This window comes from Georgenia satyanarayanai, assembly GCF_009193135.1.
GTDB classification, from domain to species: Bacteria; Actinomycetota; Actinomycetes; order Actinomycetales; family Actinomycetaceae; genus Oceanitalea; species Oceanitalea satyanarayanai.
The window spans coordinates 400,088-421,262 of the sequence record NZ_VUKC01000001.1 but is presented as its reverse complement, the minus strand read 5'-3'; the positions used below and the strand labels follow the sequence as shown (position 1 = coordinate 421,262).

The following is a 21,175-nucleotide window of genomic DNA, read 5'->3' as shown; positions in this document are numbered from 1 at the left end:
CGCAGTCGCGCGCGGCCCGGGACGGGACGTCACTCGGTGCTGACGTTCTCGTAGGCCCGCAGGACGGTCGCCTGGGCGTCGGCCAGGGCCTCCTCGGGGGTCTTGTCCTCGAGCAGCGCCGCCGTCATGGCGTTGGTCAGCTCGGTGGTGATCTCCTGGCCAACCGGGGAGGCACCGAAGGACCGCCCGTACTCGACGACGTCGTAGTAGGTCTCGATGACCTGGTCGAAGGCCTCGTTGCCGGAGGGCTGGACGTGCGCCTCGCGGATGGCCTGGTCGGCCTCCGGCGAGCCGGTGAACAGGCCGGTGTTGACGCCGCCCTCCGCGGCGATCGTGGCCGCGCGGGCCTCACCCGCCGCGGTCCAGGCGTCCAGCGAGGTCACCTCGACCATCCACGCGCACGCGCCGTCGGGGTTCGCCGCCCCCACCGGGACGACGAAGGCGGTGCCCCCGGCGACGGAGAAGTTCTCCCCGTCCGCGTCCCGGAACGGCACCGCGCCGAGCTCGACCTCCTCGACGTAGGGCGAGAGGACGTTGGGGTACCACTGGGCGTTGACCTGCGCACCGACCTGGTCGGCGACGAACTGGTTCTGCTCGCCGAAGAAGTCGAAGGAGTCGGCGAAGCTCTTGTACGGCGCGTACCCGCCCTGGGCGTCGATGATCGCCTTGACGTGCTCGATCGCGGCGACGTTGGCGGGGTCGTCGAGGGTCGGGGCGCCGTCCTCGTCGGTGAGGGAGCCGCCCATGCCGAGCACCCACAGCGGGGCCTGCCCGGTGGGCTGGGGGTCGAAGCCGAGCGTCGTCGGGTTGTTCCCCTCCTGCGCGTACATCGCCTCGACCGCCGGCAGGAGGACGTCGAGGTCGGAGGTGTCGATGTCCTCGTCGCTCACGCCGGCCGCGTTCATGACGTCCCGGTTCAGCAGCACCGCGGGGGGCTGGTAGAACTGCGGCGTCGCCCAGACCTGGTCCTGCCAGCGCACGTCGTCGACGACGAAGGGGTACCAGTGCTCGTCGGGCACGACCTCGCGGGCCTCGAAGCACTGGTCGAGGGGCTGGATGAGACCCTGCGCGGCGTAGGTGCCGACGTAGCGGCGGTCCATCTGGACGACGTCGGGCACGTCGCCGCTGGCGATGCGGGTGGTGAACTTCTGGGCGTCGAAGCCCGTCGGGTCGAGCTGGATGTCGAGGTCGGAGAGGGTCCCCTCGGCGTGGTCGAGGCGGGCCTGACCGACGTCGTCGGCGTTGTCGAAGGCCCATGCGTCGATCGCGCCGGTGGCCTCGGCGGAGAAGGAGGTGCCCTCGCCGTCCCCCGAGCCGTTCGACCCGCCGTCGCCGTCCGAGCCGCCGCAGGCCGCGAGGAGCAGGAGGGCCGGGACCACCCCTGTCGCGACGAGTGCGGAGTGACGCTTGTTCATGTCGTTCCCTTTCTCACGGTGGGGTGCGGACGGCGGTGCTCGCCGGGAGACCGCCTCACCCCTTGCGGCCGGTGGTCGCGATGCCCTCGATGAAGTACCGCTGCCCGAAGGCGAACAGGACGAGCATCGGAAGGGTGACGAGGAGCGAGGCGACCATGACGTACTGGTAGTCGCCCTGTCCCCCGGCCGTCGGGCTGTAGCGGGTCATCGCGTAGGCGATGCCGAGGGGCGCGGTGAAGTCCTCGACGCTGCCGGCGTTGAGGTAGATGAGCGCCGCCTGCAGGTTGTTCCAGCTCGCCTGGAACTCGAAGAGGAAGACGATGATGAAGGACGGGATCGACAGCGGCATGACGATGCGCCAGAAGATCCGCCAGTAGCTCGCGCCGTCCATCCGCGCCGCCTCGAACAGCTCACGCGGCAGGCCGAGGAGGAACTGGCGCTGGAGGAAGATGTAGAACGCCGAGCCGAAGAGGTTGAAGGCCCACAGCGGGGCCCAGGTGCCCAGCAGGCCGAGCTCCTTCCAGATGAGGTAGGTCGGCACCATCGTCACGGCGCCGGGCAGCATCATCGTGCCGAGCACGAGCCCGAAGAGGGCGTTGCGCCCGGGGAAGCGGAAGTGCGCGAAGCCGAACGCGACCATCGTGCTCGAGATCGCCACCGTGGTGGCGGCGAGGAGGGCGATCGCCAGGCTGTTGAACAGCCAGCTCGTCAGCGGCAGCTGGTCCCACACGTCGGCGTAGTTCGACCACACGAAGGTCTCGGGGATGAGCTTGTTGTCGAAGACCTGCCCGCGCGGCTTGAGGCTGGCGGCCACCAGCCACACGAAGGGGTACATGAAGACCACCGCGAAGAGGATGACCAGCACCCACAGCACGACCTTGCCGGGCGAGAACCGCAGAGGGGGTGTGCGCCGGCGGCGGGTGCCGTAGCGCTCGGTGCCGGTGACCTCCTCGGCCATCCGGTCGGTGGCGACGACCGCCTCGGGTGAGTTGAGAGCCGACATCAGCGCTGCCCCTCGTAGAAGACGAGCCGGTTGCCGACGCGCACCTGGATGACCGTGACGATCATGATGATGACGAACATGAGCCACGCCATCGCTGAGGCGAAACCGAAGTTGAACTGCCGGAAGGCCTGCTGGAAGAGGTAGACGGCGTAGAACAGCGAGGCCTCCGGGGCGGCGTTGTTCTGGTCGCGCCAGAACAGCAGGTAGGCCTGGTCGAAGGTCTGGAACGCGGCGATGCTCAGGACGATGACGTTGAAGAAGAGCGCCGGGGAGATCATCGGCAGGGTGATCCAGAAGAACTGGCGCACCGGGCCGGCACCGTCGATCGAGGAGACCTCGTAGAGTTCCTGCGGCACGTTCTTGAGGGCCGCGAGGAAGATGACCATCGTGCCGCTCACCGCCCACAGCGACATGAGGACGATCGAGGGCTTGACCCAGTCCGGGTCGACGAGCCACTGCGGCCCGTCGATCCCGAGGACGCCCAGGCCCTGGTTGATCGCACCGGTGTTGCCGTTGAGCAGGAGGAAGAAGACGGCGGCGGTGGCGACGGCCGGCGTCATCTTCGGCAGGTAGTAGATCGTGCGGAAGACACCGCTGCCGCGCCCCAGCTTCGACAGGAGGAGGGCCAGGGTCAGCGCGAAGACGATCTCGAGCGGGACGAGCATGATCGCGTAGAAGAGCGTGTTCGCCAGCGACGTCGCGACCCGCGGGTCCTCGATGAGGTTCGCGAAGTTCCGGGTGCCGACGGGCCGCATCTGCCCGGTGGCGAGGTTGTAGTCGCTGAAGGCGATGAACAGGCTCCACACCATGGCGCCGGCGGTGAAGATGAGGAAGCCGACGATCCACGGGGAGATGAAGAGGAACCCGGTGAGGGCCTCGCGGCGGTTGTACCGGACGTTGCGCCGACTCCTGCGTGCCCGGCGGGCAGCCGACGGCGACCCGCCCGCGCCCAGCGTGACGGCCTCAGCCACCGGAGCGTCCGCTCGTGCTCGTGCCGTCGTGCGGCGCCATCCGTCATCCCTTCGCCCCAATAGTCCCGGCACCCTTGCCAGATCGCGACACTATAGGCGCCCCACGGGTCAGGCAACAGGTGGAGAAGGGCTTCTCCGGCGAGCGCTCAGCCGCGGCGCCAGCAGGCGGTGTGCCAGTGGCGCCGGTCCTCCAGCCCCGGGCCGAGGAGCGACTCGGTGGGCCACGCGACGACGTGGCTGGTGCCGGGCGGGATCAGCTGGTTGCACCCGGGGCAGCGGTAAGACTTCTCCCCGCCGCGCACGGTGCGGACCGTGTACCTCTCGCCCCGCGGGCCGGTCTCGCTGCGGACGACGCCACCGAGACGGTCCGGGTCGAGGGGGACGTGGGCGTCCCCGTAGGGGCGCTTGCGCCCGCGGCGCGCGCGGGCCATCAGCCGTCCAGCGGGGGCAGCGCGGCGGCCTCCTCCACGCCGGGCAGGCGCCCGGTCCGGATGAGCTCGCGGTACCAGAGCGCCGAGTCCTTGGGGGTGCGCTGCTGGGAGTCGAGGTCGACGTGGACGATGCCGAAGCGCTTGGCGTACCCGTAGGCCCACTCGAAGTTGTCGACGAAGGACCACGCGAGGTAGCCGCGCAGGTCGACCCCGGCCTCGCGGGCACGCAGCACGGCGGCGATGTGGGAGTGGAGGTAGGAGACCCGGGCGGTGTCGTGGACCCGGCCCTCCGCCGTCGGGACGTCACCGTCGAAGGCGGCGCCGTTCTCGGTGACCATGAGCGGCTGGTCGGGGTAGGCGTTGTCGAGCGCGAGGAGGAGCTCCTCCAGGGCATCGGGCCGGATGTTCCAGCCCATCGCCGTGTGGGGCGGGTCGACGGGGAGGAACTCCACGGCGTCCTCCGTCCCCACCCAGGGCGAGGCGGTCGCGGTGCCGTGGCCGTCGGCGCGCGGGGCCACCCCCTCGCCCTGGTACCGGCGTACCACCTGGGTCGAGTAGTAGTTGATGCCGAGGACGTCGATCCGCTGACGCGTGACGGTGAGGTCCCCGGGGTGGACGAAGGACCAGTCGGTGACGTGCGCGGTGTCGCGCAGCAGCTGGGTCGGGTAGCTGCCGTCCAGGAGGGGGCCGAGGAAGATGTGGTTCCCGACGGCGTCGACCTGGGCGACGGCGGCGAGGTCCGGGCCGGACTCCGGGTCGGCGGGGTGGGTGACGTGGAGGTTGAGGGAGATCGACACGGGGGTCTCCTCCCCGAGCTCCTCCCGGATCGCCAGCGTGGCCAGGCCGTGGGCGAGGTTGAGGTGGTGCGCCGCGGCGAGGGCGGCGGCCGGCTCGGTGCGGCCCGGGGCGTGGACGCCCGAGGCGTAGCCGAGGAAGGCGGTGCACCACGGCTCGTTGAGGGTGGTCCACAGCGCGACCCGGTCGCCGAGCTCGCGGGCCATGAGGCGGGCGTAGTCGGCGAAGGCGTAGGCGGTGTCGCGGCTGGGCCAGCCGCCGGCGTCCTCCAGCTCCTGCGGCAGGTCCCAGTGGTAGAGCGTGACGACGGGCACGATGCCCCGGGCACGCAGCTCGTCGAGGAGGTCACGGTAGAACGCGACACCCTCGGGGTTGAGCGGCCCGCGGCCGCCGGGCTGGACCCGGGGCCACGAGATCGACAGGCGGTAGGCCTGGACCCCGAGCCGGGACATGAGCGCGACGTCCTCGCGCCACCGGTGGTAGTGGTCGACGGCGACGTCGCCGGTGTCCCCGCCGTGCACCCGTCCGGGCGTGTGGGAGAACGTGTCCCAGATCGACGGGCCGCGCCCGCCCTCCCGGGCCGCGCCCTCGACCTGGTAGGCGGCCGTTGCCACACCCCACGCGAAGTCCTGCCACATCACAGCTCCACCCCTCCCTTGACGACCGTCACCGGTCGCAGGTCCGTGTCGGTGATGAGGACGTCGGCCCGTCTGCCCGCCTCGAGCGCCCCGACGCCGTCGTCTCCGAGGACGGCGGCGGGGGTGGTGGCGGCCGAGTACACGGCGTCGACGAGGTCCACGCCACCGGCGACGGTCGTGCGGACGACGTCGATGAGGCGAGCGGTCCCGCCCGCGATCGCGCCGCCGGCGGTCAGCCGGGCGACGCCGTCCGCGACCGTGACGGCGAGCGAGCCGAGCCGGTAGTCGCCGTCGGGCATGCCGGCGGCGGCCATCGCGTCGGTGACGAGCGCGACGTTCTCCCGCCCGGCGATCTCCATGACGCTCCGGACGAGGTCGGGGTCCAGGTGGGTGCCGTCGGCGATGAGCTCGAGGACGAGGCGACCGTCGGCGGCGGCCGCGAGGAACTCCGGGATCGGCCCGGGGTCGCGGTGGTGCATGGGATTCATCCCGTTGCACAGGTGGGTGACCGTGGGGCGGGAGGAACGGGCGGCGGGCTCGGCGGCGAGCACGTGGCCGGCCTCGACGACGGCGGCACGCGCCTGCGCGGCCGTGGCCACCGTGTGCCCGAAGGAGGGCAGCGCCGCGCCGGCCACGAGGGCGCGGGTGACGCCGCCCTCCCCCGTGACGCCCGCCGCCTCGGGGGCGAGGGTCATCGTGACGACGTGGCCCCGGCCGAGCCCGAGGAGCTCGCGGGTGAGCGCGGGGTCGGGCTGCTGGATCTGGGCCGGGTTCTGCGCGCCGCAGCGGTCGGCGGAGATGAACGGGCCCTCGTAGTGGATGCCCGCGATCTCCCCGGCCTCGGCAAGCTCGACGAGGACGCCGGTGCGCTGGCGCAGGACGTCGGGCGCCGCCGTGACGAGGGAGGCGACGAGGGACGTGGTCCCGTGGCGCAGGTGCTCGGCGACGGCGATGCGGGCGGTGTCGACGTCCTCGGCGTCCGGGAAGCTGGCCCCGCCGCCGCCGTGGCAGTGGAGGTCGACGAGACCGGGCAGGACGTAGCCGTCGACCGGGGTGGCGGCCGTGACGGCCTCGCGCAGCCCGGCGGGCGCCTCCCCCGCGCGCCCCACCCAGGTCAGCAGGTCCCCCTCCCACACGACGGCACCGTCGTCGAGGACGGCGGTGGGGGTGACGACACGTCCGCGGACCACGCGCGGGGAGGCAGTGCTCATCCCCCCATCATGCCAACCGGGACCCCGGACCCCCACCCCGCCGACAGCCGACCTACCGCCGACAGCCGATCTACCGCCGACAGCCGACTTACCGCCGACAGCCGACCTACCGCCGACAGCCGACTTACCGAGGGGGCCGTCAGATCCAGAGGCGCCGGCGGAACTCGATGGACAGACCGAGCATCTCCATGAGCGTGCTCTCCAGGACCGGACGCGTGCCGAGGACGTCCTCCTTCGTCGTGACGACAACGCGCCAACCGAAGCGGTCCCGGATCGCCGTCCGGCGGGCGTCGTCGTGCTCGCGCTGCGCGGGCGTCCTGAGGTGATGAGCGACGCCGTCGTACTCGATCCCGATCTGCTCCTCGACGATGCCCATGTCGAGGCGGAAGACCTCGCGGCCGCTCTCGTCGCGCAGGCTGATCTGGACCTCGGGCCTGGGCAGGCCCGCCTCCACCACACGAAGGCGACCCCACGACTCCCCCATGGACTCGGCTCGCGGGTCGCACAGCTCGATGACCTCTCGCGCCCGCCGGACGAAGCGCCGCCCGCGGAGGGGGCGGACGGCCTCCTCGAGCTCGTGGACGGACACGAGCCCGGCATGGGTCAGCGCGTCCACGGCACCGAGCCCGATGTAGCGCGGACGGTAACGGGCCAGGTCGAGCGCCGTGCGCGTCGGGGAGGTGCAGGCAACCCCGTCGATGCGGACGACGTCGTCCTCCGGGAGGTCGCTGATGTAGGCGCTGAGATCGGCCCGGTGCGGACGGACACCACCCAGCGGCACGAGACACTCGAGCAGCGGCGGTCGCTCCCAGCGGCCGGGTGGACGGACGTCGATACCCATGAGCCACGCCGCCGACTCACGCGCGAGCGCGGCGCCTCGCGGCAGCACGAGCGCGATCGCCGCGGCGCGCGCTGCGGGGTCGTCGGCGAGGTGGGCGGGAACGTACAGGCCACGGCTCGGTCTTTCGAGGGCGCCCGCCTCGCAGAGCGCACGCAGCTCCCGCTCAGAGACGCCGCGGGCTGCCGCTGTCCGCCAGGTGAATGGACCGTCGTCGAGGAGTGTGGTGGCCATGGACCACCGTGGCCCGGCCGCCACGCACCTCGTGCTCGAGCGGGCTTCGACTGGGGGCGGCGGACGCACGGTCGGCGTCTGTGGAGCACCCACGCACCCGGCGGGCGGTTGCCCGTTGCGACGCAGTCAGAAGAGGCGCGTGTCCGGGTCGTCGAGGCCACGCATGGCGTTGTAGTCGAGGACGAGGCAGCGGATGCCGCGGTCCTCGGCCAGCACCCGAGCCTGCGGCTTGATCTCCTGGGCCGCGAAGACGCCGCGGACGGGCGTCAGGTGCGGGTCACGGTTGAGGAGCTCGAGGTAGCGGGTGAGCTGCTCGACGCCGTCGATGTCCCCGCGGCGCTTGATCTCGACCGCCACCGCCCGCTCCTGCGGGTCGCGGGCGAGGATGTCGACCGGGCCGATCGCCGTCGGGAACTCGCGACGGACGAGGCGGTGCCCCGGGCCGAGCAGCTCGATCTGCTGGGCGAGGAGCTGCTGGAGGTGGGCCTCGACGCCGTCCTTGACGAGGCCTGGGTCCACGCCGAGGTCGTAGGTGCCGTCGTGGACGACCTCGTGGATCTTGACGACGAGACGGTCGTCGCTCTTCGTGTTCTGCACCGTCCAGACCTCCTGAACGCCCGCGCCGGCGTCGGCCGCGTCCGGCGCGTCGACCGCGAGGCGGCACGGCGGGCTCATCCAGTTGAGCGGCTTGTACGAGCCGCCGTCGGAGTGGACGAGGACGGAGCCGTCTGCCTTGACCATGAGGAGGCGGGTGGCCAGGGCGAGGTGGGCGTCGAGCCGCCCGGTGTAGTCCACCGAGCAGCGGGCGATGACGGTGCGCACGGGCGGTTGCCTCCGGTCTGGGACGTCGCGGTCGGTAACTCGGCTGTCGACGACAAGTCGGCTGTCGGCGGTAACTCGGCTGTCGGCGGTAAGTCGGCTGTCGGCGGTGGGCGGGGTGTGCTCGTCAGGCGGCGCCGCGGTCGACGGGCGGGCTCGACTCGAGCCAGCTCGTCAGGCCGGCGAGGGCGTCGCCCTCCATCGCCAGGTAGAAGCTGTCACCACCGACGTGGCACTCCACCTCCAGCGCGCCCCACGCGCTGCCGGGCAGCACACGCCGTCCCGGCTCGATGACGAGCTCGCTGCGTCGCCACCGCGCCGCCGGTCCGGGCCGCAGCGAGAGGATCCGGTACCAGTCGATCCGCTCGACCCCGTACACGGCGACACCGCTCGACCAGTCCTGCGCCTCGGCCGCGCGCCAGGCGCACGAGAACGAGCCGACGACCCGTCCCAGGGCCCGCAGGCGCACGAGCATCCACAGCCCGACCAGCAGCGCGAGCACGGCGAGCAGGACGAGCAGCCACAGCAGCCACGTCCAGCCCACGGCGGCCGCTCCTAGTGCTCGACGGCGGCTTCGGCGTTGTCCGCGCGCCGCTCGTCCTGCTCGTCGACGACGACCATGACGTCGTCGTCGTCGAACGACACGAACCCACCCTGGATGTCCACCGACTCCGAGGCGCCCCCCGCCTGGCTGATGGTGACCTTGCCCGGCCGCAGCACGGCAAGCACCGGCTGGCGGCCGGGCAGGATGCCCAGCACGCCGTCCGCGGCGGGGACGCTGACCGAGGCCGCGTCCCCGCTCCACAGGGTCCGGTCAGGACCCACGATCTGCACCGTGAGGGCCACGGGTCAGGACTCCTTCTGGATCTTCGACCAGTTGCGCTCGAGGTCCTCGATGCCGCCGATGTTGAAGAACGCCTGCTCCGGCACCTGGTCGTACTCACCGTCGGCGATGCGACGGAAGGCCTCGACGGTCTCGGCGACGGGCACGGTCGAGCCCTCGACACCGGTGAACTTCACCGCGGTGTAGGTGTTCTGCGAGAGGAACTGCTCGATGCGGCGCGCCCGCGCCACGGTGACCTTGTCCTCCTCGGAGAGCTCGTCGACACCGAGGATCGCGATGATGTCCTGGAGCTCCTTGTTCTTCTGGAGGATGGACTTCACGCGGGTGGCGACCTCGTAGTGCTCACGGCCCACGAACTGCGGGTCGAGGATGCGCGAGGTCGAGGTGAGCGGGTCCACGGCCGGGTAGAGACCGCGCGAGGCGATGTCGCGCGAGAGCTCGGTCGTGGCGTCCAGGTGGGCGAAGGTCGTCGCCGGGGCCGGGTCGGTGTAGTCGTCGGCGGGCACGTAGATCGCCTGCAGCGAGGTGATCGAGTGGCCGCGCGTCGAAGTGATGCGCTCCTGCAGGATGCCCATCTCGTCGGCGAGGTTCGGCTGGTAGCCCACCGCGGAGGGCATGCGGCCCAGCAGCGTGGAGACCTCGGAGCCGGCCTGGGTGAAGCGGAAGATGTTGTCGATGAAGAGCAGCACCTCCTGCTGCTGGACGTCGCGGAAGTACTCCGCCATCGTCAGCGCGGAGAGAGCCACACGCAGACGCGTGCCCGGCGGCTCGTCCATCTGGCCGAAGACCAGCGCGGTCTTGTCGAAGACGCCGGCCTCCTCCATCTCCATGATGAGGTCGTTGCCCTCACGGGTGCGCTCACCGACGCCGGCGAACACGGACACACCACCGTGGTCCTGCGCCACGCGCTGGATCATCTCCTGGATGAGGACCGTCTTGCCGACGCCCGCACCACCGAAGAGGCCGATCTTGCCACCCTGGACGTACGGGGTGAGGAGGTCGATGACCTTGATACCCGTCTCGAACATCTGGGTCTTCGACTCGAGCTGGTCGAAGCTCGGGGGCTTGCGGTGGATGGGCCAGCGCTCGGTCACCTCGAGGGTCTCGCCCTCCTTGAGGTTGAGCGCCTCGCCGGTCACGGAGAAGACGTGGCCCTTGGTGACGTCGCCGACGGGCACGGTGATCGGGCTCCCGGTGTCGCGCACCTCCATGCCACGGACCAGGCCGTCGGTCGGCTTGAGGGCGACCGCGCGGATGAGGTTGTCACCGAGGTGCTGGTTGACCTCGAAGGTCATGTCGAGCATGCCCTCGCCCTGGCCGATGGTGGCCTTGTCCACCGTCGCGACGAGCGCGTTGTAGATCGCGGGGATCTCGTCGGGGGCGAACTCGACGTCGATCGTCGGTCCGGTGACCCGGGCGATCCGGCCGACGCCGGGCGCGGCCTGCTCGGTGCGGGACTCGGTCGTGGCAGTCATGTCAGTTTCCTTCGGTGCGGGCGGCAGTGGACTGGGTACGCACGTCAGCTCGCTGCCAGTGCGTCGGCTCCCGAGACGATCTCGGTGAGCTCCTGGGTGATCTCGGCCTGTCGTGCCGAGTTCGCCAGCCGCGTGTACGTGGCGATGAGGTCCTCGGCGTTCTCGACGGCGGTGTGCATGGCCCGCTGCCGGCTCGCCAGCTCGGAGGCGGCCGCCTGCAGGAGCGCGTTGTAGATGCGGCTGCGCACGTACAGCGGCAGCAGCTGGTCGAGGACGGCGTCCGCGGAGGGCTCGAACTCGTACAGCGGCAGCGGCTTGGCGCCCGCCTCGGTCACGCCCTCGACGACCTCGAGCGGCAGCATCCGCCGCACGAAGGGCTCCTGGCTGACCATGGAGACGAACTTCGTGAAGACGATGTGCAGCTCGCTCACGCCGCCGGCCTCGGCCGGGGCGAGGAAGGCCTCGAGGAGCGTCTCGGAGATGTCACGGGCGAGCTGGGCGTCGGGCTTGTCCGACTGCCCCTCCCAGCTCTTGACGATCCGCTGGCCGCGGAAGGTGAAGTAGCCGATGCCACGACGGCCGACGACGTAGAGGTCGATCTCTTTGCCCTCGTCCGTGAGCCGCTCGGTGAGCTGCTCGGCGGCGCGCAGGACGCTGGCCGTGTAGGAGCCGGCCATGCCGCGGTCGGCGGCCAGGACGAGCACCGCGACCCGGTTCGTGTCGGTGCGCTCACGCAGGATCGGGTGACCGACGTGCGCGTGCGCCGCGACCGCCGACGTCGCACGGGTGAGCGCGACGGCGTACGGGCTGGCCTTGGTGGCCTGGTCGCGGGCGCGACCGATCCGCGAGGCGGCGATGAGCTCCATCGCGCGGAACATCTTCTTCAGCGTCTGCGTCGAGCGGATCCGCTGTTTGTAGACGCGCTGCTGGGCCCCCACGCTCAGCCCCGCTTCTCGGCGACGATCTGCTCCTGCTCGGTCTCGACCAGCGGGTCGGCCTCGGGGGCGGCCGGCTCGGAGGACAGCGTGCCGTCGCCGGCGAGGAAGCCCTTGCGGAAGTCCTCGATCCCGGCGCGCATCGCGTCCTCGGTCTCCTTCTCGAGCTTGCCGGTCGTGCCGAGCGTCTGGAGGACGTCGGTCGAGCGGCGGAGGTGGTCGAGCATCTCCTTCTCGAAGCGGCGGACCTGGCTGGTCTCGACGTCGTCGAGGTAGCCGTTGGTGCCGGCCCAGATGGAGGCGATCTGGTCCTCGACCGGGTAGGGCGAGTACTGCGGCTGCTTGAGGAGCTCCATGAGCTTCTCGCCACGGGTCAGCTGCTGCCGCGTCGTCGGGTCGAGGTCGGAGGCGAACATCGCGAAGGCCGCCATCGAGCGGTACTGAGCGAGGGTGATCTTCAGCGTGCCGGAGACCTTCTTCATCGCCTTGACCTGCGCGTCACCACCGACTCGGGACACCGAGATGCCGACGTCGACGGCGGGGCGCTGGTCGGAGTTGAACAGGTCGGACTGGAGGAAGATCTGACCGTCGGTGATCGAGATGACGTTGGTCGGGATGTACGCCGAGACGTCGTTGGCCTTGGTCTCGATGATCGGCAGGCCGGTCATCGAGCCCGCGCCGAGCTCGTCGGACAGCTTCGCGCAGCGCTCGAGCAGACGGGAGTGCAGGTAGAAGACGTCACCCGGGTAGGCCTCGCGGCCCGGCGGGCGGCGCAGCAGCAGCGACACGGCGCGGTAGGCCTCGGCCTGCTTGGAGAGGTCGTCGAAAACGATGAGGACGTGCTTGCCCTGGTACATCCAGTGCTGGCCGATGGCCGAGCCGGTGTAGGGGGCGATGTACTTGAAGCCGGCCGGGTCGGACGCGGGGGCCGCGACGATGGTCGTGTACTCCAGCGCACCGGCAGCCTCGAGGCGACCACGCACGGAGGCGATGGTCGAGCCCTTCTGACCGATGGCGACGTAGATGCAGCGGACCTGCTTGTCCGGGTCGCCGCTCTCCCAGTTCGCCTTCTGGTTGAGGATCGTGTCGACGGCGATGGCGGTCTTGCCGGTGCCACGGTCGCCGATGATGAGCTGACGCTGGCCGCGACCGATCGGGATCATCGAGTCGATGGCCTTCATGCCGGTCTGGAGCGGCTCGTGGACGCTCTTGCGGTGCATGACGCCGGGGGCCTGGAGCTCCAGGGCGCGCATCGCCTCGGCCTCGATCGGGCCGAGCCCGTCGATGGGCTTGCCCGTCGGGTCGACGACGCGCCCGAGGAAGTTGTCACCCACGGGGGTGGAGAGCACCTCGCCCGTGCGGTGCACGGTCTGGCCCTCCTCGATGCCGGTGAACTCACCGAGCACGATGACGCCGATCTCCCGGACGTCGAGGTTGAGGGCGAGGCCCAGGGTGCCGTCCTCGAAGCGCAGCAGCTCGTTCGCCATCGTGCCGGGCAGACCCTCGACACGCGCGATCCCGTCACCGGCGACGGTGACGCGACCGACCTCCTCCCCCACGGCCTCGGTCGGCTGGTAGGAGTCGACGAAGCTGTCCAGCGCCGCCCTGATCTCCTCGGGCTTGATCGTCAGCTCGGCCATTGCAGTTCCTTCTCCTTGGCGACCATCGTCGCGGTTCGTCAGTGGTGCGGGTCTGGGTCAGCCGGCGAACCGGCGTCGGGCGTCCTGAAGGCGGGTGAGCGTCGTGCCGTCGATGACCTCGGCGCCCACCTGGATGCGCATCCCGCCCAGGACCTGCGGGTCGATGCCCACGTTGACCTGGACGGCGCGGCCGTAGGCGCGCTGGAGGATGTCGGCGAGCCGGGCCTCCTGCGCCTGGGTGAGCGGTGAGGCCGCCGTGACGTTCGCGACGACCCGGTCCCGCCGGGCGGCGGCGAGCTCACCGACGCGCCGCAGCGCGCTGGCGAGGGAGCCGGCACGCGGCGTCGTGACAAGACGCCGCACGATGAGGCGGGTCTCGGCGCTGGCGCGCTCGGCGATGAGGGAGTCGAGCAGTCCCGCGCGCCGCTCCGGGGTGAAGTCCCGGTTGGCGAGCGTGGAGCGCAGCTCCCGGTCGGAGGCGAGCAGCCGCTCGGTGCGGAAGAGCTCCTCCTCGACCTCGAGCAGCACGCCGCGCGACTGCGCGGCGGACAGCACCGAGGCGGTGGCGAGCTCCTCGACGGCGTCGCCGAGGTCCTCGTCCGCGGACCACCGCGAGCGGGCCATGCCGGCGAGCAGGTCGACCACCTCGGGGGCGACCTTGCCGTCGAACAGGGCACCGACGAGGCGGGCCTTGGCGTCACCGGTCCGCGCGGGGTCCGTCAGGGCCCGCCGCAGCGAGCCGGAGGACGCCAGCGTGTCGGTCGCCTCGTAGAGCTGGGTGCCGAGCTCACGCCCGCGCTCGCCAGCCTCGCGGAGGGCGACCTCCCACCGCTCGCTCGCCGCACGCAGTGCGGCCTGGCTGCTCGCTCGCATCACGCCTCCGTCGCCCCGCCGACCTTCTCCCCGCCGGGGACAAGCTCGGTCTGGGAGTCGAGCTCGTCGAGGAAGCGGTCGATGACACGCTGTCGACGCTGCTCGTCGGCCAGGGACTCACCGACGATGCGCTCGGCGAGGGTGGTCGCCAGCGCGCCGATGTCGGTGCGCAGGGACGCGGCCGCCTGCTGGCGCTCCGCCTCGATCTGCCGGTGGGCGCTCTCGACGATCCGCTCGGCGTCGGCGCGGGCCTGGGCCCGGACGTCGGCCGCGATGACCTTCGCGTCCTCCTGCGCCTGCTCGCGGACCCGGGCCGCCTCGACCCGTGCCTCGGTGAGCTCGCGCTCGATGCCCGAGCGCAGCTCCTCGGCCTCGGCCCGCGCGGTCTCGCCGGCCTTGAGGCCGCCCTCGATCTTCTCGGTGCGCTCGTCGAGGATGCGGGTGAAGGTCGGGAGGACGAACTTCCACATCACGAGCGCGATGAGCGCGATGCAGACCGCCGACCACAGGACGTCGTAGAAGGGCGGGACGAGAGGGTTCTGTCCCTCCTCCGCCGCCTGGACCAGGGCCGTGACCATCATCAGAACACGAAGCCCGCGGCGAAGCCGATCAGGCCGAGCGCCTCGACGAGGGCCGCACCGATGAACATGTTGACGCGCAGCGGGCCGGCGACCTCGGGCTGACGAGCCGTGGCCTCCTGGGTCTTGGCGACGAGAAGTCCCAGACCGATACCGGGGCCGATGGTCGCGAGGCCGTAACCGATGGTGGCGATGTCACCAGTGATTTCCACGGGGTGTTCCTTCCGTTGTTGTCCCAGGCCTGTGCCCAGCACGTTGGTGATGACCCGGTCCTCGTGACCGGGTCGTCGGTCAGGTCAGTGCGCTTCCTCGGACAGCTGGATGTACACAGCCGTGAGGAGCGTGAAGATGAAGGCCTGGAGGGCCGCGATGAAGATCTCGAAGACGGTGAACGCGAGGCCGGCGGCCAAGGTCACGACACCGAGACCGCGCATCGCACCGGCCGCCTCGAGAAAGAGGTAGTGCGTCGCGCCGAAGCACAGCACGAGCAGCAGGTGCCCCACGAGCATGTTCGCGAGCAGACGGATGGTCAGCGTGACCGGCCGCAGGATGAACGTCGAGAGGAACTCGATCGGCGTGAGGATGACGTAGAGGAACTTCGGCACGCCGGGCGGGAAGAGGGAGGACTTGAGGAAGCCCCCCGCGCCCTGGGACCGCACGCCCGCGGCGATGAAGCCGACGTAGGCGATGGCGGCGAAGACCAGCGGGACACCGATGACCGAGGACCCGGCGATATTGAGGCCCGGGATGACGCCGGTGATGTTCATGGCGAGGACGCCGAAGAAGATGATCGAGAGCAGCGGCGTGGCCCGCCGGCCGCTCTCCTTGCCGAGGACCTCCTCGGCGATGTTGACCCGGACGAAGTCCAGGGCCATCTCGACGCCGCCCTGGAAACGGCCTGGCACGAGCCGGGCACGTCGGGCCGCCAGGAGGAAGACGGTGACGAGGACCAGCGTGGCGATGACGCGCACGAGCATGATCCGGTTGAACTCGAAGGGCGTGCCCTCGAAGAGGAACGCGCCGGGGAAGAACTCGCCCTGCAGCGTCGGGGCGTGAAAGCCCTCGCCCTCACCGGCGGCGCTCGTGATGCCCACGGCCAGGGGGAGGAGAGTCGCGGCGGCAGACAGGGCGGACCCCCAAGAGTCGGTCGGGATTGCGGCGAAGGACCGCGTTGTCAGGATCGGCTCAAGCCTAACGTATGCGCGGGACCGCCCAGGACCCCGCGACGCCCCGCGCCGGGCGGGAACGGCGTCGTCCCCGGGCGCCGACGACGTCGCCGCCGGGGAGCCGTCGCACGGTGTGCCCCGTCACCGCGCGGGTCACGCCCCGTCCGGCCCGCCGTGGCGACGTTTCGCGCCGGCCGGCGCCGGGGACGCGGAGAGTACTCCTGCTCCGCCCGGCGGCGCGAGGACGCGGCGCCGACGTGAGCAAGCCCACAGCCAGAACGTCTCAGACGCCGCCGTTCTCGCGGGCGGACGGGTCGACGTTGGGCACCCGCGCCCGGAGTGCCGCAGACATCTCGATCGCGACGGAGCCGAGGATCGCGAGCACGAGGGTGGCGAAGAAGACGACCGGGTCGTAGAAGTCACGTCCCCGCACGATGAGGAGGACGACGAAGACGACGACGACCTTCGCCAGCCAGCTCCCCACGAGGGCGGCGCTGGCGACGTACAGCGGCCGGTCCGCCGTCGCGACCATGACGACCGCCGTCGTCAGCGTGAAGAAGGCGACCATCGCGGTGCCGAGCACCCCGCCCCACAGGCCGGGCATGCCCGCCACGAGGTAGCCGACGACGCAGCTGCCGACGCCGAGGACGGCCAGGAGGAGAGCCATCTGGCGCAGCACGGTGCGGAACATCGTGCGGAGGGGGGACGGGGAGGTCATACGGACTCCTTCGGGTGGGAGGAACGGCGCAGCCCGGGGAGCTTGCCGACGGTGACGAGCAGGGCGACGACGACGGCGATGCCGGCGACGACGAGCACCGTGCGGCCGTCGATGACGACGAGCGCGGCGGCACTGAACGAGATGACGGCGGTCCACAGGTACATGACGAGGACGGCCCGGCGGTGGCTGTGGCCCCAGGAGAGCAGGCGGTGGTGCAGGTGCATCCGGTCGGCCTTGAAGGGCGACTCCCCGGCGCGCAGCCGCCGCAGCACGGCGAGCGTCATGTCGAGCAGGGGCAGCAGCAGCACCGCCACCGGGAGGAGGATCGGGACGAAGGCCGGCAGCACCTGGCCGGCGGATGAGGTGGCGGGGTCGATCTGGCCGGTGACGGTGATCGCGGCGGCCGCGACGGTGATGCCGAGGAACATCGAGCCGGAGTCGCCCATGAAGATCCGGGCGGGGTGGAAGTTGTGCGGCAGGAAACCCAGACAGGTCCCGACGACGGCGGCGATCACCACGGTGGCGAGGTTGGAGTAGTCCCCGGGGGTCTCGGTGCGGGTGAGGAGGTAGGTGTAGCCGAAGAAGGCCAGTCCCCCGATGCCGATCATCCCGGCCGCCAGGCCGTCCAGGCCGTCGACGAAGTTGACGGCGTTGATGGCGACGACGACGACGAGCACGGTCGCGACGAGGGACAGCCGCGCCGAGCCGATGGTGAGCCCGGCGACGGGGAAGGTGATGAGCTGGACCCCCTGCCAGGCGATGAGCCCGGCGGCGAGCACCTGGCCCACGAGCTTGGTCATCCAGTCCAGGTCCCACACGTCGTCGGCCACGCCGAGGAGGCACACGAGGGCCGCGCCGCCGAGGATCGCCCACGGCTGGGCGGTGGTGAAGACACCGTCGAGGAAGGGCACCCGCGAGGCGAGGAGCAGGGCGACGGCGAAGCCGGCGAGCATCGCCAGCCCGCCCAGCCGCGGGGTCGGCACCGTGTGGACGTCGCGCGCGCGGACCGGGGTCAGCGCGTTGCTCAGCCGGGCCAGCCGGACCGCCACCGGGGTGGCGATGAAGGTGACGACGGCCGCGACGAGCATCACGAGCAGGTAGACCCTCACGGCCCGACGGCACCGTCCCTCGCGCCGTCGTCCCCGGCCGCCGGCTCGGCCGGCCGCTCGACGTCGGTGATCTCGGGGACGACGGCGGTGAGCTCGTCCAGGCTCAGCGCCCCGGCGCGCACGATCCGCAGCGTGGGACCCGTCGCGTCGATGATCGTCGAGGCCACTCCCCCGCGGGAGGGTCCGCCGTCGAGGTAGACCTCGACGCGGTCCCCGAGCGCGGTGGCCGCCTCGAGGACGGTCGTGGCGGCGGGGCGGCCGTGGCGGTTGGCGCTGGAGACGGCGAGGGGCCCGGTCCGGGTGAGGAGGGCCAGCGCGACCTCGTCGTCGGGCATGCGCAGGGCCACGGTCCCGCCGGTGTCGCCCAGGTCCCACGCGAGGGTGGGCTGGGCGCGGCAGATGACGGTGAGCGGGCCCGGCCAGAAGCTCTCGAGCAGGGTGTGGACGGCGGCCGGCACGTCGGTGGCCAGCCCGGCGACCGTGGCCGCCGCGGGGACGAGCACGGGGGGCGGGCTCTGGCGCCCGCGTCCCTTGGCCGCGAGCAGGGCCGCGACCGCGGCGGGGTCGAAGGCGGCGGCGCCGATGCCGTACACGGTGTCGGTCGGCAGGACGACGAGGCCGCCGGCGGACAGGGCGGCCGCCGCGGCGTCGATGCCCTCGTCGCGGGTCTCGGGCTGGGTGCAGTCGTACACGCTCACGTACCGGATCCTCCCACGGGCACCGGCGCGCCGATGACATCCTCACGGACCATGACGCACCTCCGGCGCGCCGCGCTCGCCCTCGCGCTCCTCGTCCACCTCGTGGCCCTGTACCTCCCGCGGGTGCCCGGCGACGCGCCGCACCTGTTCCCCGGGGCGGACAAGGTGGCGCACGTCGGGATCTTCGCGCTGGTCGTCGTCGCGGCCCTGTGGGCGGGGTTGCCGGCGCGGTGGGTGGTGCCGCTCGCGCTCGCGCACGCCGTGGTGAGCGAGCTGGTCCAGCACGTGCTGCTGCCGGGACGCTCGGGCGACCCGTGGGACACGCTCGCCGACGCCGTCGGTGTCGCGCTCGGGTGGGCGGCGGGGGCGCTGCTCACACGCGCCGGGCGACGACCATCCGGTCCCGGCCGGCGAGGTCACGCACGGTCCGCACGTCGGTGAACGCCCCGGTCCCGGCGCAGGCGGCACGCGCCGCCGCGGCCTGGACCTCGGCGTGCTCCATCACCACGGTCCCGCCGGGGCGCAGCAGCCGCGCCGCCGTGCGCAGGACGGCGCGCGGGACGTCGAGTCCGTCGGCGCCGCCGCCGTAGAGGGCGAGGTCGGGGTCGTGGTCGCGGACCTCGGGGTCCTGCGGGACGGCGTCGGGCGGTACGTAGGGCGGGTTGGAGACGACGACGTCGACCGTGCCGTCCAGCTCGGGCAGCGCCGTCGCGGCGTCGCCGGGCGCGAGCGTGACGTGCGGGGCGATGTCGGCGACGTTCCGGGCGGCGACGGCGAGGGCCGGCGGGCTCAGCTCGACCGCCCAGACCGTGGCGGCGGGCACCTCGGTGGCGACGGCGAGCGCGATCGCCCCCGAGCCGGTGCACAGGTCGACGACGCGGGGCGCGGGGACCCGCCGGGCAGCAGCGATGGCCTCCTCGGCGACGAGCTCGGTCTCGGGTCGCACGACGAAGGCACCCGGCTCGCTGACGAGGCGCAGGTGCCGGAAGAACATCTCCCCGGTGAGGTGCTGGAGCGGCTCGCGCCGCCGTCGGCGGTCGACGAGCGTGGCGAAGGCGGTGAGCTCGCCCGTGCCGGGGCGTCCGGCGGTGACGAGCGGACCGCCGAGGACGTGCTCGGCGAGGAGGCGCGCGTCGACGTCGGGCGAGGGCACCCCGGCCTCGGCGAGCAGCGCCTGCGCACCGCGCACGGCCTCGCGCCAGGAGACGACGCCGTCGGCGTCCTCAGGCATGGGCGGCGGCGGCGAGCCGCTCGGCGGCGTCCAGCTCGACGGCGGAGGCGATGACGGCGGCGAGGTCGCCGTCGAGCACGTGGTCGAGGTTGTAGGCCTTGAAGCCCGTGCGGTGGTCGGCGATCCGGTTCTCCGGGTAGTTGTACGTGCGGATCCGCTCGGAGCGGTCGACGGTGCGCACCTGGGAGCGACGGGTCGCGGACGCGGCGGCCGCCGCCTCCTGCTGGCGCGCCGCGAGCAGGCGGGCACGCAGGACGCGCATCGCCTGCTCGCGGTTCTGCAGCTGGGACTTCTCGTTCTGCATCGACACGACGATCCCGGTGGGGACGTGGGTGATGCGGACGGCGGAGTCCGTCGTGTTGACGCTCTGGCCGCCGGGGCCGGAGGAGCGGTAGACGTCGATGCGCAGGTCGTTCTGGTCGATCTCGACCTCGCCGGGGTCGTCCGCCTCGGGCAGGACGAGGACGCCGGCCGCGGAGGTGTGGATCCGGCCCTGGGACTCGGTGACCGGCACGCGCTGGACCCGGTGGACACCACCCTCGTACTTGAGGCTCGCCCACACGCCGTCGGAGGGGTCCTCGAGGCTGCCCCGCGACTTCACGGCGACCGCGACGTCCTTGTAGCCGCCGAGGTCGGACTCGGTCGCGCTGATGAGCTGGGTGGACCACCCCCGGCGCTCGGCGTAGCGCAGGTACATGCGCAGGAGGTCGCCGGCGAAGAGCGCGGACTCCTCCCCGCCCTCCCCCGCCTTGATCTCGAGGATGACGTCGCGGCCGTCGTCGGGGTCCTGGGGGACGAGGACGGTGCGCAGGTGGTCGGCGGCGCCGTCGGCGGCCGTGCGCAGGGCCGGCAGCTCGGCGGCGAAGGACTCGTCGTCCTCGGCGAGCTCGGCGGCGGCCTCGGCGTCGTCGGTCGCGGTGCGCCAGGCGGTGTAGGCGGACACGACGCGGGTGAGCTCGGCGTAGCGCCGTCCCAGGCGCTTCGCCTTGCCGGCGTCCGCGTGGACGCCCGGGTCGGCCAGGGCCTTCTCGATCTCGGCGTGCTCGGCCAGCATCGGCTCGACAGCCGCAAAGTCCTCACTCACGCTCGCTCCTCTCCGTCCCCCCACGTCGCACTTGGTGGTCTGGGCGACGCTCTGGGCGCTCCCTGCGTCGGACAACCCACCAGTTGCGAAGGTAGTGGTCTGGGGGTGGGCAGACGACAGCGCCGGTGGGATGCTCCCACCGGCGCTGGTCGACCACTACTTGCGCTTGCCGTACCGCTGCTCGAAGCGCGCGACTCGACCACCGGTGTCGAGGATCTTCTGCTTGCCCGTGTAGAACGGGTGGCAGGCGCTGCAGACGTCAGCGTGGATCGCGCCACTGGTGGCGGTCGAGCGGGTCTCGAACGTGTTCCCACAGGTGCACGTCACCGTGGTGGTGACGTACTCGGGGTGGATGCCCTGCTTCATGTGTGTCTCCTTGGTGTGCTTCGCTCCCGGGTCGGCCCGCGCGGTACGTGCCGTGAACCGGAAGTCGACGTTCCATCGTGGCAGAACGCCGCGGCGTGCGAAA

General features: G+C 71.8%; 24 protein-coding genes. 1 reads left to right on the top strand and 23 read right to left on the bottom strand.

All coding sequences use genetic code 11. From position 1 onward, the window contains the following. Positions 1-29 precede the first annotated feature (29 nt). From GD632_RS01940 to GD632_RS01845, 20 genes are all read right to left on the bottom strand, one after another. A complete protein-coding gene (locus GD632_RS01940; RefSeq protein WP_152188074.1) occupies positions 30-1,415 on the bottom strand; it encodes an ABC transporter substrate-binding protein in 1,386 nt (461 codons plus the stop codon). Positions 1,416-1,470: 55 nt separating this feature from the next. After that, positions 1,471-2,418 (bottom strand): carbohydrate ABC transporter permease, encoded by a 948-nt coding sequence (locus GD632_RS01935; protein WP_152188072.1) that lies wholly within the window; start codon positions 2,416-2,418, stop codon positions 1,471-1,473. Then, positions 2,418-3,389 (bottom strand): carbohydrate ABC transporter permease, encoded by a 972-nt coding sequence (locus GD632_RS01930; RefSeq protein WP_405002513.1) that lies wholly within the window; start codon positions 3,387-3,389, stop codon positions 2,418-2,420. The genes GD632_RS01935 and GD632_RS01930 overlap by 1 nt, the downstream gene beginning before the upstream one ends. Positions 3,390-3,535: 146 nt before the next feature. Further along, a complete protein-coding gene (locus GD632_RS01925) occupies positions 3,536-3,820 on the bottom strand; it encodes a hypothetical protein (RefSeq protein ID WP_152188070.1) in 285 nt (94 codons plus the stop codon). Then, a complete protein-coding gene (locus tag GD632_RS01920; RefSeq protein ID WP_152188068.1) occupies positions 3,820-5,253 on the bottom strand; it encodes a GH1 family beta-glucosidase in 1,434 nt (477 codons plus the stop codon). The genes GD632_RS01925 and GD632_RS01920 overlap by 1 nt, the downstream gene beginning before the upstream one ends. Continuing rightward, entirely contained in the window at positions 5,253-6,464 is a 1,212-nt protein-coding gene (locus GD632_RS01915; RefSeq protein ID WP_152188066.1) for an N-acetylglucosamine-6-phosphate deacetylase, read from the bottom strand. The genes GD632_RS01920 and GD632_RS01915 overlap by 1 nt, the downstream gene beginning before the upstream one ends. A 139-nt stretch (positions 6,465-6,603) precedes the next feature. Further along, the gene (locus GD632_RS01910) at positions 6,604-7,536 is read right to left on the bottom strand and encodes a type IV toxin-antitoxin system AbiEi family antitoxin domain-containing protein (protein ID WP_152188064.1); all 933 of its coding nucleotides are present in this window, start codon (positions 7,534-7,536) and stop codon (positions 6,604-6,606) included. Between the two features lie 126 nt (positions 7,537-7,662). Next, positions 7,663-8,358: an endonuclease NucS gene (nucS, locus tag GD632_RS01905; RefSeq protein WP_152188062.1), complete on the bottom strand. Its 696-nt coding sequence runs from the start codon at positions 8,356-8,358 to the stop codon at positions 7,663-7,665. A gap of 124 nt (positions 8,359-8,482) precedes the next feature. Continuing rightward, a complete protein-coding gene (locus tag GD632_RS01900; protein ID WP_152188060.1) occupies positions 8,483-8,899 on the bottom strand; it encodes a DUF2550 domain-containing protein in 417 nt (138 codons plus the stop codon). A gap of 11 nt (positions 8,900-8,910) precedes the next feature. Beyond that, positions 8,911-9,201, bottom strand: a complete 291-nt coding sequence (locus GD632_RS01895) for a F0F1 ATP synthase subunit epsilon (RefSeq protein ID WP_152188057.1) — start codon at positions 9,199-9,201, stop codon at positions 8,911-8,913. A 3-nt stretch (positions 9,202-9,204) separates the two neighbouring features. Then, positions 9,205-10,674, bottom strand: a complete 1,470-nt coding sequence (gene atpD / locus GD632_RS01890) for a F0F1 ATP synthase subunit beta (protein WP_152188055.1) — start codon at positions 10,672-10,674, stop codon at positions 9,205-9,207. Positions 10,675-10,718: 44 nt separating this feature from the next. Beyond that, the gene (locus GD632_RS01885; RefSeq protein WP_152188053.1) at positions 10,719-11,612 is read right to left on the bottom strand and encodes a F0F1 ATP synthase subunit gamma; all 894 of its coding nucleotides are present in this window, start codon (positions 11,610-11,612) and stop codon (positions 10,719-10,721) included. Positions 11,613-11,614: 2 nt separating this feature from the next. After that, a complete protein-coding gene (gene atpA, locus GD632_RS01880) occupies positions 11,615-13,249 on the bottom strand; it encodes a F0F1 ATP synthase subunit alpha (RefSeq protein ID WP_152188051.1) in 1,635 nt (544 codons plus the stop codon). 57 nt (positions 13,250-13,306) lie between these two features. Then, positions 13,307-14,122: a F0F1 ATP synthase subunit delta gene (locus GD632_RS01875; RefSeq protein ID WP_152188049.1), complete on the bottom strand. Its 816-nt coding sequence runs from the start codon at positions 14,120-14,122 to the stop codon at positions 13,307-13,309. Continuing rightward, positions 14,122-14,703: a F0F1 ATP synthase subunit B gene (locus GD632_RS01870; protein WP_152188047.1), complete on the bottom strand. Its 582-nt coding sequence runs from the start codon at positions 14,701-14,703 to the stop codon at positions 14,122-14,124. The genes GD632_RS01875 and GD632_RS01870 overlap by 1 nt, the downstream gene beginning before the upstream one ends. Further along, positions 14,703-14,906 carry an ATP synthase F0 subunit C gene (atpE, locus tag GD632_RS01865; protein ID WP_110851925.1) on the bottom strand — a complete coding sequence of 68 codons (204 nt, stop codon included), beginning with the start codon at positions 14,904-14,906 and terminating at the stop codon, positions 14,703-14,705. Before atpE ends, GD632_RS01870 begins: the two co-directional genes overlap by 1 nt. Before the next feature lie 90 nt (positions 14,907-14,996). Continuing rightward, positions 14,997-15,794, bottom strand: a complete 798-nt coding sequence (atpB, locus tag GD632_RS01860; RefSeq protein WP_226924418.1) for a F0F1 ATP synthase subunit A — start codon at positions 15,792-15,794, stop codon at positions 14,997-14,999. A 355-nt stretch (positions 15,795-16,149) separates the two neighbouring features. Continuing rightward, entirely contained in the window at positions 16,150-16,584 is a 435-nt protein-coding gene (locus GD632_RS01855; protein WP_152188043.1) for a hypothetical protein, read from the bottom strand. Beyond that, the gene (locus GD632_RS01850) at positions 16,581-17,693 is read right to left on the bottom strand and encodes an MraY family glycosyltransferase (RefSeq protein ID WP_152188041.1); all 1,113 of its coding nucleotides are present in this window, start codon (positions 17,691-17,693) and stop codon (positions 16,581-16,583) included. Before GD632_RS01850 ends, GD632_RS01855 begins: the two co-directional genes overlap by 4 nt. Further along, complete coding sequence (locus GD632_RS01845; RefSeq protein WP_152188039.1) at positions 17,690-18,391, bottom strand: L-threonylcarbamoyladenylate synthase; 702 nt, start codon at positions 18,389-18,391, stop codon at positions 17,690-17,692. The genes GD632_RS01850 and GD632_RS01845 overlap by 4 nt, the downstream gene beginning before the upstream one ends. Positions 18,392-18,442: 51 nt before the next feature. On the opposite strand from GD632_RS01845, the gene GD632_RS01840 reads away from it, so the two are divergent. Beyond that, positions 18,443-18,832, top strand: coding sequence for a VanZ family protein (locus GD632_RS01840; RefSeq protein ID WP_193311294.1), 390 nt, complete (start codon positions 18,443-18,445; stop codon positions 18,830-18,832). Here the strand turns inward: GD632_RS01840 and prmC are convergent. The 3 genes from prmC to rpmE all read right to left on the bottom strand — a co-directional run bounded on the left by prmC (position 18,765) and on the right by rpmE (position 21,072). After that, positions 18,765-19,622 carry a peptide chain release factor N(5)-glutamine methyltransferase gene (gene prmC, locus GD632_RS01835; protein ID WP_152188037.1) on the bottom strand — a complete coding sequence of 286 codons (858 nt, stop codon included), beginning with the start codon at positions 19,620-19,622 and terminating at the stop codon, positions 18,765-18,767. The genes GD632_RS01840 and prmC overlap by 68 nt on opposite strands. Further along, entirely contained in the window at positions 19,615-20,706 is a 1,092-nt protein-coding gene (gene prfA, locus GD632_RS01830) for a peptide chain release factor 1 (protein ID WP_152188035.1), read from the bottom strand. Before prfA ends, prmC begins: the two co-directional genes overlap by 8 nt. A 156-nt stretch (positions 20,707-20,862) precedes the next feature. Continuing rightward, on the bottom strand, positions 20,863-21,072 hold the full coding sequence (rpmE, locus tag GD632_RS01825; protein ID WP_152188033.1) for a 50S ribosomal protein L31: 210 nt from the start codon (positions 21,070-21,072) through the stop codon (positions 20,863-20,865). Positions 21,073-21,175 lie beyond the last annotated feature (103 nt).

Bases quoted from the DNA above. Each gene is read 5' to 3' on its own strand.
- GD632_RS01940 (WP_152188074.1), bottom strand. From the start codon at position 1,415: ATGAACAAGCGTCACTCCGCACTCGTCGCGACAGGGGTGGTCCCGGCC.
- GD632_RS01935 (WP_152188072.1), bottom strand. From the start codon at position 2,418: ATGTCGGCTCTCAACTCACCCGAGGCGGTCGTCGCCACCGACCGGATG.
- GD632_RS01925 (WP_152188070.1), bottom strand. From the start codon at position 3,820: ATGGCCCGCGCGCGCCGCGGGCGCAAGCGCCCCTACGGGGACGCCCAC.
- GD632_RS01920 (WP_152188068.1), bottom strand. From the start codon at position 5,253: ATGTGGCAGGACTTCGCGTGGGGTGTGGCAACGGCCGCCTACCAGGTC.
- GD632_RS01915 (WP_152188066.1), bottom strand. From the start codon at position 6,464: ATGAGCACTGCCTCCCCGCGCGTGGTCCGCGGACGTGTCGTCACCCCC.
- GD632_RS01910 (WP_152188064.1), bottom strand. From the start codon at position 7,536: ATGGCCACCACACTCCTCGACGACGGTCCATTCACCTGGCGGACAGCG.
- atpD (WP_152188055.1), bottom strand. From the start codon at position 10,674: ATGACTGCCACGACCGAGTCCCGCACCGAGCAGGCCGCGCCCGGCGTC.
- atpA (WP_152188051.1), bottom strand. From the start codon at position 13,249: ATGGCCGAGCTGACGATCAAGCCCGAGGAGATCAGGGCGGCGCTGGAC.
- GD632_RS01875 (WP_152188049.1), bottom strand. From the start codon at position 14,122: ATGCGAGCGAGCAGCCAGGCCGCACTGCGTGCGGCGAGCGAGCGGTGG.
- GD632_RS01870 (WP_152188047.1), bottom strand. From the start codon at position 14,703: ATGATGGTCACGGCCCTGGTCCAGGCGGCGGAGGAGGGACAGAACCCT.
- GD632_RS01855 (WP_152188043.1), bottom strand. From the start codon at position 16,584: ATGACCTCCCCGTCCCCCCTCCGCACGATGTTCCGCACCGTGCTGCGC.
- GD632_RS01840 (WP_193311294.1), top strand. From the start codon at position 18,443: ATGACGCACCTCCGGCGCGCCGCGCTCGCCCTCGCGCTCCTCGTCCAC.
- prmC (WP_152188037.1), bottom strand. From the start codon at position 19,622: ATGCCTGAGGACGCCGACGGCGTCGTCTCCTGGCGCGAGGCCGTGCGC.
- rpmE (WP_152188033.1), bottom strand. From the start codon at position 21,072: ATGAAGCAGGGCATCCACCCCGAGTACGTCACCACCACGGTGACGTGC.